Here is a 17146-nt window from a genome sequence, read left to right on the forward strand (position 1 = left end):
ACTATGTTTTTGTTTTGTACACCAATGCTTTTAAGCTTTTATCGCTATCAATTTCAATAAAGCGATCAGTCGGTTCTAGGCGTTTAACAAACTCAATAGCACCTTGAGTATGTTCTTGAATAAGTGCTTTAAAGTCGTTTTCTGAAAGCTCTGGGCTATTAGCGCATAACAACAGCTGTGTAGTATCGTTTAAAAGCTCAGGAAGTCTGCGCAGCACTTTTTGGTAGTCTTTTGTTAATATAAAACTGCCTTTTTGAAAGCTGGGTGGATCAACAATAATTAAATCAAACGGTGCGGCTTTTTTTAGCTTACCAAACGACTTTAAAATATCATGCGGTAAAAAACTGACGCCCCTATCAACATTGTTTAATTGATGGTTTTGCTTACCGACTTTTAACACGCCTTTGCTCATATCCATGTTCATCACATGATCGGCACCGCCGTGCATAGCCGCTACCGAAAAACCACAAGTATAAGAAAACAGGTTAAGTACTTTGGCATGTTTACTATTTTGCATGACAAACTCACGGCCTTTTCGCATATCTGGAAAAATACCGGTGTTTTGCTTACTCATTAAATCAACCAAAAAACGCACACCATTTTCGGCTACGCTATGGCGCGCGGGCAATTGCCCGTGAACAAGGGTGTTATGGCTTTGCAGCCCCGCTCGCTGCTGATACACCAATGCAGTAATTAGCTCTGGATGATGTTGTTGTGCCCACTGCCATAACATATCGGTGAGCGTAGTGAGTGTTACCTCATCAATTTCACTGTATGACACCAAAAACAAACTCGGTGGATAAAAGTCTAAGTTAATATGGCTTAGCGCTTCTACGCTGTGGCCGCGACCATGAAATACGCGGCATAATTCGTTATCTGCAAAAGGCGTGTCTGCTAATGCATTAATAAGAGGAGTAAAATCGATTGTCATTTAATTAATCAACTGTTGTTGTAGTTCATGTATTTCGTCGCGTACAGAGGCGGCTTTTTCAAATTCTAAATCACTGGCGTAGGCATGCATTTTGGTTTCAAGCTGCTTAATTTGCGTGGCAATTTCTTTCGCACTAAGAATTTTTTTAGACTCTTTACGAATAAGCTGTAAGTTATCTTGCGGTGAAGCATCTTCACCTACATCCATTACATCGAGTATCTTTTTGATCAGTGCTTTAGGCTCAATACCGTGCTTAACATTATAAGCATGCTGTATATCGCGGCGTCGCTGGGTTTCATCAATGGCTTTGGCCATCGACTTAGTGATTCTATCACCGTATAAAATAGCACGACCATCAAGGTGGCGCGCAGCACGGCCTATGGTTTGAATAAGCGAGCGAGCTGAGCGTAAAAAGCCTTCTTTATCGGCATCTAAAATAGCTACTAATGCCACTTCTGGCATATCTAAACCTTCACGTAGTAAGTTAATGCCTACTAACACATCAAACACACCGGCACGTAAATCACGAATAATTTCAACCCGCTCTACGGTGTCTATGTCAGAGTGCAAGTAGCGTACTTTTACATTGTGCTCACTCAGGTAGTCGGTTAAATCCTCAGCCATGCGTTTAGTCAGTGTTGTAACTAATACACGCTCGCCTTTTTCAACACTTTTATAAATTTCTGAGAGTAAGTCATCAACCTGATCGCCAACCGGACGCACTTCTATTAATGGATCAAGTAAGCCGGTTGGACGAATAACTTGTTCAGCAACCTCGCCATTGCTGCGCTCTAATTCAAAATCACCCGGTGTGGCCGACACATAAATAGTTTGCGGTGCAATGGCTTCAAATTCTTCAAAACGCAGTGGACGGTTATCCATGGCCGAGGGCATTCTAAAACCGTATTCAACGAGGTTTTCTTTACGACTTCTATCGCCTTTATACATAGCGCCAATTTGCGAGACAGTTACGTGCGATTCATCAATAATCATTAATGCATCGTCGGGTAAATAATCAAGTAATGTTGGCGGTGGATCACCAGGTGTACGCCCCGATAAGTAACGGCTGTAGTTTTCAATGCCTGAGCAATAACCAAGCTCGGTCATCATTTCTATGTCGTATTGGGTACGCTGCGCAATACGTTGCTCTTCAACTAATTTATTAGCGCTGAGTAATTGTGCCCTGCGCTCTTTAAGTTCAACTTTTATTTTTTCGATGGCTTCGAGTATTTTTTCTCGTGGCGTTACATAGTGAGTTTTAGGGTAAATAGTTGCACGCACTATATGTTTTTCAACAGCACCAGTGAGGGGGTCAAAAATACTTAGGCGTTCAACTTCATCATCAAACATTTCTACACGTACTGCGTAGGTATCTGATTCAGCGGGGAATATATCCACCACTTCGCCGCGAACACGATATGTACCACGACTAAAATCAATATCGTTTCGCGTATATTGTAGCTCTGCAAGACGGCGCAGCATATCGCGCTGGTCGACTTTTTCGCCCACTTTTAAAAGCAGCATCATTTTCATGTATGAATCAGGATCGCCCAGACCATAAATCGCCGATACCGACGCAACGATTATGGTATCGCGACGCTCTAACAGCGCTTTAGTGGCGCTGAGCCGCATTTGCTCAATGTGTTCATTGATGGATGCATCTTTTTCAATAAAGGTGTCACTGGCTACCACGTAGGCTTCTGGTTGGTAGTAATCGTAGTAAGATACAAAGTACTCAACCGCATTATGCGGGAAAAATTCTTTCATCTCGCCGTATAATTGCGCCGCTAAGGTTTTATTGTGCGCCATAATAATAGTGGGGCGATTTAAATCACTAATGATGTTAGCCATCGTGAAGGTTTTTCCCGTCCCTGTTGCGCCCAATAAGGTTTGATGAGCAAGCCCTGCTTCTAAACCTTCGCACAACTGAGCGATAGCGGTAGGCTGATCCCCAGCGGGTTTAAATTTTGATTCTAACTGAAAATGATCGCTCAATGACTACACTCCTGTAATGCTTGACTGCTTAACGCTTCAATTTCTCTCATAAACCACTTATAGGCTACAAGGGCTGTGAATAAATTACCAATGGCCGCGCCAATAAACAAGCCGATTAAACCTGCCAGTTCATTCCCGATATACGCAAAGGGAACATAAAAAATAAATAACCGAATGACGCTCAAAACTAAGGCGTTCATGGGTTTGTGTAAAGCGTTAAACGAGGAGTTGGATAAAATGATCACTCCTTGCAAGCCATAACTTAATGGGATGGTATAAATAAACAGCTTGATGACATCAACAACGGCTTGCTCCTTACCAAATATTTCACTTATGGCGCCTGAGAACATAATTAATAAAATATAAATAACAAACTGCCATAACATCACAAATTTTAAGGTTCCTAGGTAGGCATCCTTTACGCGAGAAAAATGACTGGCTCCAAAGTTTTGACTAATAAAAGGTGGCAAAGTCATCGATAATGCTAATACCACCAAACTCGCTATTGATTCTATTCGACTCCCTACTCCAAAAGCAGCCACAGCCTCTGGGCCATGATGTGCAACCAATGCCGTCATTACTGCCATAGCAACCGGTGTTAGCATGTTAGCACCAGCTGCGGGTAAGCCTATTTTTAATATTTTACGAATAGCTCCAATAACCGTTTGCGACCCTGCTTTTAAACTCAATAAGCGCTTTTTAGCAATTAATAAGTATAAAATAATTGCCACAGCAACTGCCCATGCTATAACACTGGCGATGGCGGCTCCTTTAATGCCAAACGCAGGAATGGGGCCAAAACCAAAAATAAGTACAGGATCGAGTACTGCATTGATAAGTCCCGCTCCACCCATAATAATACTCGGTGTTTTAGTATCGCCACTGGCACGCAGTACAGAATTACCAATCATCGGGGTAATTAAAAATACACTGCCTAAAAACCAAATACTGATATATTCATGAATGAGCGGTAATACTTGCTCCCCAGCTCCGAGTAAAGTAAAAATAGGATCAATTAATAAATAGCCACACGTAGATAAAACCAACACTAATACCACCGCAATCAACAACGATATACTGGCATCAAAACGCGCTTCTTCAATATTGTTACTGCCTAATGCTTTTGCTATTACCGCTGAGGTACCTATGCCTAAACCAATCGCTAAACTAATAACGGTAAAAGTGACGGGAAATGTAAAGCTTACTGCAGCAAGCGGCTCAGTACCCAATAAGCTAATGAAAAAAGTATCAACTATGTTGAACATCATTAGGGTGATCATCCCAAAGATCATCGGAATGGTCATTTTCTTTAGTGTAGGCAAGATTGGAGCGGTGAGTAAGTCAGGGCGAGTATGTGATTGAGAATGTGCGCGCATAAAATAAATAAGCCTCTTTTACTGAACGGCATATTTTAAAGCATCCGAGCTGTTCAAGCCATGCTTTATTAAATCTAAACAATTAATTAAACATTTAATCTAAAAACTGTTATTTTTATGCCTTTGTAAACAAATTTTGCGCTAACACACTAAAAACCAAATAAAATACATTTATGTAACTTTTGCAACATTTATTTTTTAGGTTTTGTTGATTTATCACACAGCCAGAGACTGTGTTTTATCGTCACGAAAAATTTTATTTATCGATTAAGTGAGTAACTTAGCTGAATCGTAAGTTACTGTTTTTAAATGTATAAAAAAAAAGCTTTTAAATACTTGAAATCGTTGTATCGCCCTACAATGCTGGGGGTGCTGATGTTCTTAAAGTTTCATAAACAGAGTTATCCACAGAAACCGTGGATAACTCAATCAACCCCACGTTTATAAAGGGCTACAACGTGGTGCTAAATTGTCAGATCATTTGGTTTTTTCCGTTACCAATATGCAAACAGCGTCGTATGCCCCTGTTATGTGTATGAAGGTGATTTTTTCTTAGGCTAATATCAGTGGGTAACACACTCAAACAGGTAGCTAACTCATTGATTGTTTTATTTTTGTACAAAGCATTGCTGCTGCAGTCAAAATTTATATTATGTTTTAGCGCTAATTTCAGTTTACGTAAGTAATACGCATTTAGTTCAACCGTTTTAACGTTCCAAAATAAAAAGGAGCCATTTATTTTAAATAAGTTAATTATCGCTTTATAAAAATACAGGAAATAAAACGCGTTTTTGCTATTAAAAGCCGTTTTCTTAAATTTTACTCATCACTTTATTGCCTCAAATTACAAACTTCATGCAAATATTGCCCTGTTTTTATAAAACAATATCACTGCGCTTTACTTAAATAGTGTTACAAAACGCGCAGATTGCACATAAAAACAACGAATAGACCTCTTTTTTGAATTTATGATCTTTTATATGTTGACACTTTGCTATGCGGTCATTAATATTTCGCCCCGTTGAAAGGCAAGACGCTTCCCCCTTAGCTCAGTTGGTTAGAGCGACGGACTGTTAATCCGCAGGTCCCCCGTTCGAGTCGGGGAGGGGGAGCCAAGTTTTTCAGCCATAAACGATTCCCCCTTAGCTCAGTTGGTTAGAGCGACGGACTGTTAATCCGCAGGTCCCCCGTTCGAGTCGGGGAGGGGGAGCCAAGTTTATGTTTATGATGTAGTTCCCCCTTAGCTCAGTTGGTTAGAGCGACGGACTGTTAATCCGCAGGTCCCCCGTTCGAGTCGGGGAGGGGGAGCCAAGTAATAAAAAGTATATTTTAGTTCCCCCTTAGCTCAGTTGGTTAGAGCGACGGACTGTTAATCCGCAGGTCCCCCGTTCGAGTCGGGGAGGGGGAGCCAATTTACTACAATCACATAGACATACCCTCCAATTTGCTCTACCATTCTTCTTTTAAAATAAAAACTTTTTTGCTTAAAAAACTAACCATTTGATAACTATTGATATCGAGCTATAATTAGTTTAATAATCATGAGGTTGTGTCCTCCCCCATTTGACATAAAAAGATTAAATAATGGCAGCTTTCAAAAAACTTATTCTTATACAACTGTTAGCTTGGCTGGTACTTGTGTCCGCTGGTAGTTATTTTATTAGCCAAAATTTTGATAATGCCATCGGCAATGCTCAAAAAAATGCACAAGCGACCGTTGAGCAATACATTAAAAATCTCTCTGCGGCAGATATATCAGCAGAAAATCTTAAAAACACGCTTGCAACTAGTGAAACCTTTTCAAATTTTGTTTTACGTGACTATCAAGGCGTTGAAGTATTTTCGGTTAACAATGCAGTGCAATTACCTTTTATTGCTGAGCTTATTCAATCTAGTAGCAACTCAGTACGTCCTCAGTACGCCACAAATAATAACGCCGATATAAAAATTGAATTTAAATTAAACATTACTCACTTGGGTGAGCAGTTTCAAACCGCGTTTTTTGTTATTTTAATTGTTAGCACCCTACTCGCCCTAATACCTATTATATTGATGAAAACCATTGTTAAGCACATTAACGACAATATATGTACGGACGTTGCTGATGTTATTGATGTATATATCAATCAAAACCAACTAGGTGATGATTTTGCAACTAAAATTGATTCACCTGAGTTAGCTAAGTTGGGGAAAAGTTTAATTCCTAGCTTTAATCGTTTATCGCACTTTTTAAAAAGCAAAAACGACAATATAAAAAATGCAGCCCACGATATTAAACGTGAAGCCTACAAAGACGGCGTTACTGAATTAGGTAATCGCAATATGTTTGTTGATTACTACGAAAAAAATATAGAAAACACCGAAATAAGTACATTTGGCTCTTTAGCACTTGTCCGCTGTAGTGAGTTACAGTCAATTAATCAAAGTCGAGGCTATCAAAAAGGTGATGAGTACATTAAGTCGGTTGCAGATATCATAGTAAATATCAGTGGTACCTATTCCGGCAGTCAAGTTTTTAGAGTAAACAGCTCTGACTTTATAATTATATTGCCGAATACCCCGTTAAAAGAAGCTGAAAAATTTGGTGAAAACTTACAATCTCGCTTTACTCAATATATGCAAAACCAAGAGCTTAGCTCGGTTGCAAACACAGGTATTGTGGGGTACGAAAAAGCCAAACCTTTAGGTGAGTTGCTCTCTATCGTTGATAACGCAATGAGTATGGCGCAATCTAAGCAAGCTAATGCGTGGCATGTGCAGCGCGATACTGATCTTGTTAATAATGTGAGCGCAGGGTTTGGTAACCAAAACTGGCGTAAAGTGATTAACGAAGTGATCGAGTCTAAAAGTGTCCATTTAGTGATCCAAAATATTATGCCATTAGGTAAAAGCATTAAAGCCTATGCTGAAATTCAAGCCCGCTTCAAAACAGAAGAAAATCAAGCTTTGCCTACCGCTTCATTTTTAGCAATGGCTGAAAAGCTCGATATGGCAATAGAAATTGATAAGTTAATTATAGAATCGTCATTAGAAAGAATAAAATCGAGTAATTTATCTGAAAAATACTTTGGCTTAAATATTACCCCTTCAAGTGCGCACAGTGACCAATTTATGATTTGGTTAGAGCGTCGTTTGCTTAAAGATACCCATATTGCTTCTAAGTTAATTTTTGAGGTGAGTGAATTTGGTCTGCAACAAAACATTAAAGCAAGCAAACGTTTTATTGATATGGTGCATCGCGTTGGAGCCAGAATTACTGTTGAACGCTTTGGTGTAGGACTCACATCATTTAAGTTTTTCAGAGATTTAAAACCAGACTTTATTAAAATGGATGCAAGTTATACCCGAGGCTTAGAGGATGATAAAAATAATCAGTATTTTATGCGTTTAATGGTCGACCTTGCACACCGAATTGGCGTCAGTGTTTTTGCTGAGGGCGTTGAAAGCCAAGAAGAAAAACACATTGTAGAAACGTTATGCCTAGATGGTGTTCAAGGTTACTACATTGAAAAGCCCAAAGACATCTAACGCCTCTACTCCAATTAACGTAAAAAAGAGCATGTATGCTCTTTTTTACGTTTTAAAGTGTGCTTTTATGAATTTTCAGCCGTTAAAATGCTGACAGTTTTTTAATTGCAAAGTCCCTTGATTTTAACCCTTTACAATTAGCCCATTATTTAACGTTGTTTATTTAACTGATAATCACTCAACGTGTTGTTAATCACAGTAGAAAAAAGGATAATACACGGGATTTTATTAGCGTGAGGCACACATGACAGAATACGTCTTGTTATTAATTGGAACAGTGTTAGTCAACAACTTTGTATTAGTACAATTTTTAGGCCTTTGCCCGTTTATGGGCGTGTCGGGGAAACTTGATACAGCCATAGGTATGTCTTTGGCAACCACCTTTGTGCTAACGCTTGCCTCTGTGACAAGCTATTTAGTAAATGAGTATATTTTATTACCATTGGATATTACCTATCTGAAAACAATGAGCTTTATTTTAGTGATAGCTGTTGTTGTACAATTTACTGAAATGGTTGTCAGAAAAACCAGTCCAACGCTTTACCGGTTACTGGGAATATTTTTACCTTTAATAACCACTAACTGTGCGGTCTTGGGTGTTGCTTTATTAAATATCAAAGAAGATCACACGTTTTTACAATCGGCCGTTTATGGCTTTGGTGCTGCGGTGGGTTTTTCATTAGTATTGGTTTTATTTGCTGCATTGCGCGAACGTTTAGCCGCAGCAGACGTACCAACCCCATTTAAAGGTGCCTCAATCGCAATGATAACGGCAGGTTTAATGTCAATGGCCTTCATGGGTTTTACTGGATTAGTGAAGTTTTAATATGACCTTGTTGTACGCTTTAATAGCGCTGGGTTTGCTGGCGTTAATTTTCGGATTAATTTTAGGGTTTGCAGCAGTACGCTTTCGAGTTGAAGGTAATCCTGTTGTAGAACAAATCGACACTATTTTACCGCAAACACAATGCGGCCAATGTGGTTACCCGGGCTGTCGTCCTTATGCAGAAGCCATTGCCAATGGCGATGAAATAAATAAATGCCCTCCAGGTGGTGAAGCGACCGTTAAAAAGCTAGCTGATTTAATGGGGGTTGAGGCTAAACCCCTCGCTGGCGGCGAACAAGCAGATCCGGTTAAAACAGTGGCGTATATCCGCGAAGATGAATGTATTGGCTGTACTAAATGTATTCAAGCCTGCCCTGTTGATGCCATTGTGGGTGCAACACGTCAAATGCATACCGTTCTAATTGACGAATGCACTGGCTGCGATTTGTGCGTTGAACCTTGTCCGGTCGATTGTATTGACATGCTACCTGTTGCACCAACAAAACAAACCTGGAAATGGCAATTAGACGCTATTCCTGTTACCCAAATAGATTAGAGGTTTGAGTGGAAAAGTTACTTGAACAAATAAAAAAAGGCACCGTTTGGGCATTTCCTGGCGGCGTACATCCTCCTCAGCAGAAATCATTATCTAATAGTGCGCCTATAGCCAGACTCCCTTTGCCTGAAAAACTTGTTCTGCCTTTAAAGCAGCACATTGGCGCTAGTGGTAAATTAATAGTTGAAAAAAACCAGCACGTGTTAAAAGGCCAAGCGTTAACAAAGCCATCAGCTAATTGGTCGGTGCCAATACATGCACCTACATCAGGTACTATTATTGATATTACGCCTATGCCATCAGCGCATCCTTCGGCATTACCTGAATTGAGCATTATTATTGAACCCGATGGCAACGAAACCTGGTGTGAATTATCGCCTTTAGCAAACCCAGCCACTGCATCACACGATGAACTGGTTGATGTTATTCATAATGCGGGGATCTCTGGCATGGGCGGCGCAGGCTTCCCAACCTATGTAAAAGCTGATATTAAACAACCTATTGAATTTTTGATTGTTAATGCGGTTGAGTGTGAACCTTACATCACGGCTGACGATACCTTAATGCGTGAGCACGCCGCTGAAATAGTCAAAGGTATTGAGCTAATGCAGCAGTTACTCAATCCGACGCTGTGTATTATTGGCATTGAAGACAATAAGCCCGAGGCTATCACAGCCATGACAGAAGCGGCGAAGCATAACGAGCATATCTTAATACAAACCGTGCCTACTGTTTACCCTTCTGGCGGTGAAAAACAGCTAATAAAACTGCTCACTAACCGTGAAGTACCAAACGGCGGTATCCCTGCTGATATCGGCATTTTAGTACATAACACCGGCACTTTATTTGCGATTCAGCAAGCTGTATACGAAGGTAAACCTTTAATTGAACGTGTCGTTACCGTTACCGGCAATACTATACATAATCCAGGCAATGTATGGGCGTTATTAGGTACTGAAATTAAGCACTTACTTGATTGCCAAGGTTTTTCACCGGTGCCACAACAACGCGTGGTCATGGGCGGCCCTATGATGGGCTTTACCTTACCCACAGTTCGTATTGGCGTTGTTAAAACAACAAACTGCATACTTGCCCCAGATCATAAAGAATTAGCAGAGCCTGGCCCAGAAAAAGCCTGTATTCGCTGCAGTGCCTGTGCCGATGCCTGCCCTGCCTCGTTATTGCCACAACAATTACAATGGTTTGCTAAATCAAAAGAATACGACAAACTCCAAGAGCATAACTTATTTGACTGTATTGAATGTGGTGCCTGTGCCTATGTATGCCCTAGTGAAATACCACTTGTTCAGTATTACCGCGTTGCAAAAGTTGAAATTAAAGAGCAAATTGCCGAGAAGATAAAATCAGATCGCGCTAAAGAGCGCTTTGATGCACGTAAAGCGCGTTTAGAGCAAGAACAAGCTGAGCGAAAAAATCGCCATAAACGTAAACCTGCCCCTAAATCGACCGAAGAGCAGCAAAAAGTAGCCGATGCCCTTGCCCGCGTTAAAGATAAAACCAGCGATGGTGACAATAAATCAGCTGTAGCAGCGGCAATTGCGCGTGCTAAAGCGAAAAAGCAAGGTGGCGAACTCGAGCCAGATAACAGTGAAGTTGCAAAAGAGCGCGCAGCACGTAAAGAGCAAGCTCGCCTTTATAAAGAGCAAAAAGCACAAAACAATGGTGATGACGAGCCTGTAGATGATAAAAAATCAGCCGTTGCTGCCGCTATTGCCCGTGCTAAAGCCAAAAAAGCAGCACAAGCCAATGAACAAGCGCAAAGTGATGACACAGTAAGTGAATCGCCAGTCGCTGCCGATGATAAAAAAGCCGCGGTAGCTGCTGCTATTGCCCGTGCTAAAGCTAAAAAAGCAGCACAAGCCAATGCACAAACAGCAAGCGATGACACAGAAAGTGAATCGCCAGTCGCTGCCAATGATAAAAAAGCCGCGGTAGCTGCAGCCATTGCCCGTGCTAAAGCCAAAAAAGCAGCACAAGCCAATGAGCAAGCGCAAAGTGATGACACAGTAAGTGAATCACCAGTCGCTGCCGATGATAAAAAAGCCGCCGTGGCTGCTGCTATCGCTCGTGCTAAAGCCAAAAAGGCTGCACAAGCCAATGAGCAAGCGCCAAGTGATGACACAGTAATTGAATCGCCAGCCGCTGCCGATGATAAAAAAGCTGCGGTAGCTGCTGCTATTGCCCGTGCTAAAGCTAAGAAAGCAGCACAAGCTAATGCATTAGCACAACAGAATGAAAACGCTGAGCCACAAGGCAACGATGAATCTTCAGAAAATTCACAGCAAACAGCTCAAGCGAAGAAAAAAGCCGCCGTAGCCGCCGCCATTGCCCGTGCTAAAGCTAAAAAGCAACAAAAAGAAGGAAACGATCAGTCATGAAACTAACCATGGCCAGTTCACCCCACAATCATAGTCACAAGTCTGTGACACGGTTAATGCTAACTGTGATTGCGGCCTGTATTCCTGGTGTTATTGCACAAGTTGTATTTTTTGGCACCGGTGTCCTTATTCAATTATTATTAGCGTTAGTGTGTGTAAGCGCATTTGAAGCAGCCATTATGCTAATGCGTAAGCGCCCTATTTGGCCTTCATTAAGCGATGGCAGCGCATGGCTAACCGGCGTGCTATTAGCGATTAGTGTTCCGCCTTTAGCGCCGTGGTGGGTTATTGTTATAGGGTGTTTGTTTGCCATTGTTATTGTTAAGCAACTTTATGGTGGTTTAGGCTTTAATTTATTTAACCCTGCAATGGCAGCTTATGTACTTTTATTAGTGTCGTTCCCTGTGCAAATGACGGCCTGGTTACCCGTTACAGAGTTACTCAATAAGGGCATTACTTTTAGCCAGCAGCTTAGTCTAATATTTAGTGACTTTACAACGTTAGGATACAGCTTAGATCAGCTCAGAGTGGGTATTGATGGCAGCACGATGGCCACCCCTCTTGATACGTTAAAAACAGATATTGCTCATAGCCTTACCGTCACTGAAAGTATGCAAAAACCGGTATTTAATGAATGGGTTGGCCTAGGTTGGGGTTGGGTTAATTTAGCCTTCTTACTCGGTGGCCTTTATTTATTAAAAACAAAAGTGATTAACTGGCATATACCAATGAGTTTTATTGCCAGTTTAAGCCTATGCGCTGCAATTGGTTATATTGCCTCGCCAGGCACTGAGCCGGGTCTGGTATTTCACTTATTTAGTGGTGCGACTATGCTCGGAGCCTTTTTTATTGCAACCGATCCTGTATCAGCTGCGACCACTAATCGAGGCCGCCTTATTTATGGTGCCGCGATTGGTTTAATTGTGTATTTAATTCGTACATTTGGTGGCTTTCCGGATGCCGTTGCATTTGCCGTATTACTGATCAATATTGCAGTTCCGCTTATTGATTACTACACGCAACCAAGAACCTATGGCCATGGAGCAGTAAAATGATTATTTCTTCAATGGTAAAAAATGGCGCAATATTATGCGGCTTCGCACTCCTTACAACAGGGTTAGTGGCCACCATAAACTCGTTAACGGCCGATAAGATTGCAGAGCAAGAGCAACTGCAATTAACTAATCAGTTACAAGAAGTATTACCGCACAGCAAGTACACTAATGAACTTTCTCAAGATTGTGTGATTATATCAGACCCTTTACTTGGGCCATACGACAACCAAGTAATTTACCGTGCACGTAAAGATGACGAGCCCGTTGCATTAGTCATTCGTCATGTCACTCCTAGCGGCTACAGTGGCGATATAAACTTGCTTAGCGCGGTATATCGCGATGGCAGCGTTGCTGGTGTAAGGGTTACTAAGCATGAAGAAACCCCAGGTTTGGGCGATAAAGTCGAAATTAAAAAATCAGACTGGATCACCTCATTTAATTCAAAAACAGTACAAAGCGAAAGTGACGCGCGTTGGGCCGTTAAAAAAGATGGCGGTCAGTTTGATCAGTTTACTGGCGCAACCATTACGCCTCGCGCTGTAGTTGGCTCAGTTAAAAACGCCGTAGTGTATGCACAAAATAACTTTGATGATCTTTTTGCAGCAGCGAATGCTTGCCCTGAGGTAACACCATGAGTGAATTAAAAACCCTTTACAAAGAAGGCTTATGGGGAAATAACCCCGCCTTAGTACAGTTATTAGGTTTATGCCCTTTACTTGCTGTTACCTCCACAATCACTAATGCGCTAGGTTTAGGCTTAGCAACCTTGTTAGTGTTAGTGGGCTCTAATATTACCGTATCATTTGTGCGCAACTGGGTGCCTAAAGATATCAGAATACCGGTTTTTGTAATGATCATTGCCGGTTTTGTGACGATTGTGCAGCTGTTAATGAACGCCTACACTTTTGGCCTTTATCAATCTCTGGGGATTTTCATTCCGTTGATTGTGACTAACTGCACCATTATTGGTCGTGCTGAAGCATTTGCCTCTAAAAATCCAGTGTATTTATCTGCCTTTGATGGCTTGATGATGGGCTTAGGATTTATGTTGGTGCTGATTGTACTTGGCGCTATGCGAGAGCTGATTGGCCAAGGCACCTTATTCGATGGCGCCGATTTATTACTCGGTCCTTGGGCTTCAGCTTTACGCATCGAAGTATTTAGCTTTGATAGCCAGTTTTTACTGGCCATTTTACCACCAGGCGCATTCTTAGGGCTTGGGCTGCTGATCGCCGCAAAAAACGTCATTGATGCACAAATAAAATCAAAACAAGTAACGCCGCCAGAAGCTGAAAAAGGCCCACGTGCACGTGTTACTAGCTTAACCTAAGGGGAAAACACATTAACTTAATAAAAGCTAATGCGTTTTAAGTGAGATGAATAAAGAAAAACGTTACCAAATACTTACTCGCTTGCGCGATGACAACCCACATCCTGAAACGGAGCTTGAATATTCAAGCCCGTTTGAGTTGCTAGTTGCCGTAACACTCTCAGCACAAGCCACCGATGTAGGGGTAAATAAAGCCACCCGTAAACTCTTTCCGGTTGCTAATACACCGCAAGCTATTTTAGATATTGGCCACGACACACTGCGTGATTACATTAAAACCATCGGTTTGTTTAATTCCAAAGCCGCTAATGTTTACAAAATGTGCCAAATACTGGTTGATCAGCATAACGGTGAAGTGCCTGAGAATCGTGAAGCGCTCGAAGCCCTGCCTGGCGTTGGCCGTAAAACAGCCAATGTGGTACTGAACACCGCTTTTGGCTGGCCGACAATTGCAGTTGATACGCATATATTCCGTGTATCAAACCGTACTAAGCTTGCCATGGGTAAAGACGTGGTAGCCGTTGAACAAAAGCTTGAAAAAGTGATCCCCAAAGAATTTAAAGTAGACGTACATCACTGGCTCATTTTACATGGACGTTATGTTTGTACAGCCCGCAAACCAAAATGCGGCAGTTGTATAATTGAAGACTTGTGTGAGTTTAAAGATAAGACTGAGTAATGTTTAGACTGCTTTGATACGATAACGGACATTAGCATCAATAGTTTTCAGAGATATTTTTAGTATCCATTAAACGTAGAGCTATCATCATCTTGACAGTCAACTAAGCCGCCACATTGATCATATAAACTTTAATTAAAAACACCAGTAGAAACTAAGACTTCACTTTAGAATTCATTACTCTAAGATATATAACCCTAATCATGATGAAATAAGGCAATACGTTTTCTATTATTATGAAAAATCTATTATCCATCCGCTCCTATAACACAAAGCCAGTTCGTCACTCACATCAATTTAATCAGTTGGTTCTACCTTTACGTGGTGTCATAAATATATGTGTTGGTGATTTCAATGGAAAAGTTGCACCAAGTGAATGTGTTGTAGTTAAAGCCAACGAAGAGCACCTGTTCACTGCAAACACTGAAGCTAGGTTTGTAGTCGTAGATATGAAAAATCTTCCGCTAAATATTTCATCTTCACAATGTATTGTTTTTGCAATTAACTCATCTCTTAGAAGTTACTTAACTTTTATCGAAAACCAACTAGAAAACAAAGTTAATGCTCAATTAGAACAGGCGATGTTCGAAATGTTCAGCTTACTGCTGGCAGAGCAAACTTTATTACCAAAGGTAGATAGTCGCATTGGTACAGCAATATCCTTCATAGAGCAAAATATTGCAGAGCAGCTTCAAATTAAATGTTTAGCTGAATCTGCTTTCCTGAGTGAAACACAGTTTAAGAAACTATTTAAAATACAAACAGGTATGACCGTGATGAAGTACGTAACAAAACTTCGAATGGAAAAAGCCCAAGCATTACTTACGCATACAGATTATCCGTTACCAATTATTGGTGAAAAAGTAGGTTATAAAGAACCCTCGGCCTTTAGCCGAAAGTTTTCACAATACTTTGGTCTATCACCAACAAAATTCAAAAAGTAAACTTAGTCGGAATTGTTAACTATTGCGTCTTAATTGTTAAAAACACCCTACATAATTAGCATACTATTTCTATATTGAAGTTATTATAAATAAGTCTCATTGTGGAAAATCATCACGGAAGTTTTAAAGGTGTAATGGCGATTATTGTTGCTAGTTTCTTGTGGGGGACAACTGGTACTGCTGCAAGCTACTCCCCAGATGTAAGCTCTTTGGCTATTGGTGCATTCTCTATGGGGATAGGAGGAGTGTTACTTGTAATCACAGCTCGAAAAAAGCTACTTATAGATTATAAGCTGATGCTCGAACAGCCTAAAATATTTCTCTTAGGTGTCACTTCTGTCGCTATTTACCCATTAGCATTCTATACCTCAATGCGCTTATCAGGTGTTGCCATTGGTACTGTAGTATCTATAGCCACTGCACCTTTTTTTGCTGGAATCCTTGAACGTCTTATTAGCAAAAAGGACATTTCATTGCAATGGATGTTGAGCTTTGTCATTGGTGCTATAGGTATTGCTCTGTTAACTTTAGGTAAAGACCAGAGTAATAATAATGCTTACAGTATCAATCAACAGGGTTTGGGGATTATTTTAGGTTGTATTGCTGGTTTAACTTATGCAGGTTATTCATGGGCGGCAAGGTGTTTAATTGAAAGTGGCGTTCACTCAACATCGTCCATGTCTGGGCTATTCGGTTGTGCTGCACTATTGTTACTTCCTTCATTATGGTTTACGGGTGATAACTTATTTTCAAGTTCATCTAATGCTTTCGTATCTTTATATATGGCAATAATTCCAATGTTTTTAGGATATTTATTATTTGGTTTTGGCTTGAATTATATAGATGCAAGTAAAGCGACATTAATCACCTTAATTGAACCATTAGTTGCAACTGTTTTAGCTATAGTCATTATTGGGGAAAAATTTAAAGTAATAGGTTGGGCAGGCGTAGCTTTAGTATCACTATGCCTATTGATGCAAACAATCAAACCTCAAAAAAACTAAGGTTAGCCGTCAAAACAATGTAGATATATAGCCCTAAATATGCTCCTGAATTTGCTAAGGCTTAATGTCAGCATATGGCTAAAAGCAGTCCATAGGTTTTCCTTTTGCTATCTACCTTAATTATCTTTTGGCTGGCCGACAATTGCTGTAGATACGCGTATATTCCGTGTATCAAACCGTACTAAATTTGCTATGGGTAAGAACGTGGTTGAAGTAGAAAAGAAGCTCGAAAAAGTAGTGCCTAAAGAGTTTAAAGTAGATGTACATCACTGGCTCATTTTACATGGACGTTATACCTGTGTGGCGCGTAAGCCAAAGTGTGGCAGCTGTATAATTGAAGATTTATGTGAGTTTAAAGATAAGACTGAATAGCTCCCACCTGTTAAGATACGAAAGCGGACCTTAGCTTTGGCTTACCCATTGTCATGTTGCGACATCGCTGGCTTAAGTTGTGTCGATTTCCACCCAAAAAAGAACAGATAGGTAGCAAACTGATCTTTTAAATAAATTAACCACAAGATGT

13 protein-coding genes, 4 tRNA genes and 1 pseudogene are annotated in these 17146 nt (G+C 40.6%); 15 read left to right on the forward strand and 3 right to left on the reverse strand.

What is annotated here, in order from left to right; translation table 11 throughout:
- Position 1: 1 nt before the first annotated feature.
- The 3 genes from PISS_RS09505 to PISS_RS09515 are packed head-to-tail and all read right to left on the reverse strand — an operon-like array spanning position 2 to position 4302.
- Positions 2 to 931, reverse strand: coding sequence for a class I SAM-dependent methyltransferase (locus PISS_RS09505; protein WP_024601104.1), 930 nt, complete (start codon positions 929 to 931; stop codon positions 2 to 4).
- Complete coding sequence (gene uvrB / locus PISS_RS09510; RefSeq protein WP_013465278.1) at positions 932 to 2926, reverse strand: excinuclease ABC subunit UvrB; 1995 nt, start codon at positions 2924 to 2926, stop codon at positions 932 to 934.
- A complete protein-coding gene (locus tag PISS_RS09515; RefSeq protein WP_058154901.1) occupies positions 2923 to 4302 on the reverse strand; it encodes an MATE family efflux transporter in 1380 nt (459 codons plus the stop codon). The genes uvrB and PISS_RS09515 overlap by 4 nt, the downstream gene beginning before the upstream one ends.
- Before the next feature lie 1038 nt (positions 4303 to 5340).
- On the opposite strand from PISS_RS09515, the gene PISS_RS09525 reads away from it, so the two are divergent.
- The 15 genes and pseudogenes from PISS_RS09525 to PISS_RS09595 form a co-directional block, all read left to right on the forward strand.
- Positions 5341 to 5417: transfer RNA gene (locus PISS_RS09525), tRNA-Asn, on the forward strand.
- Between the two features lie 21 nt (positions 5418 to 5438).
- Positions 5439 to 5515 (forward strand) — tRNA-Asn (locus PISS_RS09530).
- A 21-nt stretch (positions 5516 to 5536) separates the two neighbouring features.
- Positions 5537 to 5613: transfer RNA gene (locus tag PISS_RS09535), tRNA-Asn, on the forward strand.
- 23 nt (positions 5614 to 5636) lie between these two features.
- Positions 5637 to 5713, forward strand: a tRNA-Asn gene (locus PISS_RS09540).
- A 173-nt stretch (positions 5714 to 5886) separates the two neighbouring features.
- Complete coding sequence (locus PISS_RS09545) at positions 5887 to 7830, forward strand: bifunctional diguanylate cyclase/phosphodiesterase (protein WP_058154903.1); 1944 nt, start codon at positions 5887 to 5889, stop codon at positions 7828 to 7830.
- 244 nt (positions 7831 to 8074) lie between these two features.
- The gene (rsxA, locus tag PISS_RS09550) at positions 8075 to 8656 is read left to right on the forward strand and encodes an electron transport complex subunit RsxA (RefSeq protein WP_008115244.1); all 582 of its coding nucleotides are present in this window, start codon (positions 8075 to 8077) and stop codon (positions 8654 to 8656) included.
- A gap of 1 nt (position 8657) precedes the next feature.
- On the forward strand, positions 8658 to 9212 hold the full coding sequence (rsxB, locus tag PISS_RS09555) for an electron transport complex subunit RsxB (protein ID WP_013465282.1): 555 nt from the start codon (positions 8658 to 8660) through the stop codon (positions 9210 to 9212).
- 8 nt (positions 9213 to 9220) lie between these two features.
- On the forward strand, positions 9221 to 11611 hold the full coding sequence (gene rsxC / locus PISS_RS09560) for an electron transport complex subunit RsxC (RefSeq protein ID WP_016900422.1): 2391 nt from the start codon (positions 9221 to 9223) through the stop codon (positions 11609 to 11611).
- The gene (gene rsxD, locus PISS_RS09565; protein ID WP_016900423.1) at positions 11608 to 12666 is read left to right on the forward strand and encodes an electron transport complex subunit RsxD; all 1059 of its coding nucleotides are present in this window, start codon (positions 11608 to 11610) and stop codon (positions 12664 to 12666) included. The genes rsxC and rsxD overlap by 4 nt, the downstream gene beginning before the upstream one ends.
- The gene (gene rsxG / locus PISS_RS09570; protein ID WP_013465285.1) at positions 12663 to 13301 is read left to right on the forward strand and encodes an electron transport complex subunit RsxG; all 639 of its coding nucleotides are present in this window, start codon (positions 12663 to 12665) and stop codon (positions 13299 to 13301) included. Before rsxD ends, rsxG begins: the two co-directional genes overlap by 4 nt.
- Positions 13298 to 13996 (forward strand): electron transport complex subunit E, encoded by a 699-nt coding sequence (locus PISS_RS09575; RefSeq protein WP_058154904.1) that lies wholly within the window; start codon positions 13298 to 13300, stop codon positions 13994 to 13996. The genes rsxG and PISS_RS09575 overlap by 4 nt, the downstream gene beginning before the upstream one ends.
- 46 nt (positions 13997 to 14042) lie before the next feature.
- On the forward strand, positions 14043 to 14675 hold the full coding sequence (gene nth, locus PISS_RS09580) for an endonuclease III (protein ID WP_013465287.1): 633 nt from the start codon (positions 14043 to 14045) through the stop codon (positions 14673 to 14675).
- 236 nt (positions 14676 to 14911) lie between these two features.
- Complete coding sequence (locus PISS_RS09585; protein WP_058154906.1) at positions 14912 to 15619, forward strand: helix-turn-helix domain-containing protein; 708 nt, start codon at positions 14912 to 14914, stop codon at positions 15617 to 15619.
- A gap of 134 nt (positions 15620 to 15753) precedes the next feature.
- Positions 15754 to 16623 (forward strand): DMT family transporter, encoded by an 870-nt coding sequence (locus PISS_RS09590; protein WP_013465289.1) that lies wholly within the window; start codon positions 15754 to 15756, stop codon positions 16621 to 16623.
- A 123-nt stretch (positions 16624 to 16746) separates the two neighbouring features.
- Positions 16747 to 16995, forward strand: a pseudogene (locus PISS_RS09595) (endonuclease III); the annotation flags it as partial.
- Between the last annotated feature and the right edge of the window lie 151 nt (positions 16996 to 17146).

The sequence above is a fragment of the Pseudoalteromonas issachenkonii genome, assembly GCF_002310795.1.
Lineage (GTDB): Bacteria > Pseudomonadota > Gammaproteobacteria > Enterobacterales > Alteromonadaceae > Pseudoalteromonas > Pseudoalteromonas tetraodonis.

Excerpts from the sequence above, each read along its gene's own strand:
- PISS_RS09505 (WP_024601104.1), bottom strand. The coding sequence starts at position 931 with ATGACAATCGATTTTACTCCTCTTATTAATGCATTAGCAGACACGCCT.
- PISS_RS09515 (WP_058154901.1), bottom strand. The coding sequence starts at position 4,302 with ATGCGCGCACATTCTCAATCACATACTCGCCCTGACTTACTCACCGCT.
- PISS_RS09545 (WP_058154903.1), top strand. The coding sequence starts at position 5,887 with ATGGCAGCTTTCAAAAAACTTATTCTTATACAACTGTTAGCTTGGCTG.
- rsxA (WP_008115244.1), top strand. The coding sequence starts at position 8,075 with ATGACAGAATACGTCTTGTTATTAATTGGAACAGTGTTAGTCAACAAC.
- rsxB (WP_013465282.1), top strand. The coding sequence starts at position 8,658 with ATGACCTTGTTGTACGCTTTAATAGCGCTGGGTTTGCTGGCGTTAATT.
- rsxD (WP_016900423.1), top strand. The coding sequence starts at position 11,608 with ATGAAACTAACCATGGCCAGTTCACCCCACAATCATAGTCACAAGTCT.
- rsxG (WP_013465285.1), top strand. The coding sequence starts at position 12,663 with ATGATTATTTCTTCAATGGTAAAAAATGGCGCAATATTATGCGGCTTC.
- PISS_RS09575 (WP_058154904.1), top strand. The coding sequence starts at position 13,298 with ATGAGTGAATTAAAAACCCTTTACAAAGAAGGCTTATGGGGAAATAAC.
- nth (WP_013465287.1), top strand. The coding sequence starts at position 14,043 with ATGAATAAAGAAAAACGTTACCAAATACTTACTCGCTTGCGCGATGAC.
- PISS_RS09585 (WP_058154906.1), top strand. The coding sequence starts at position 14,912 with ATGAAAAATCTATTATCCATCCGCTCCTATAACACAAAGCCAGTTCGT.
- PISS_RS09590 (WP_013465289.1), top strand. The coding sequence starts at position 15,754 with ATGGCGATTATTGTTGCTAGTTTCTTGTGGGGGACAACTGGTACTGCT.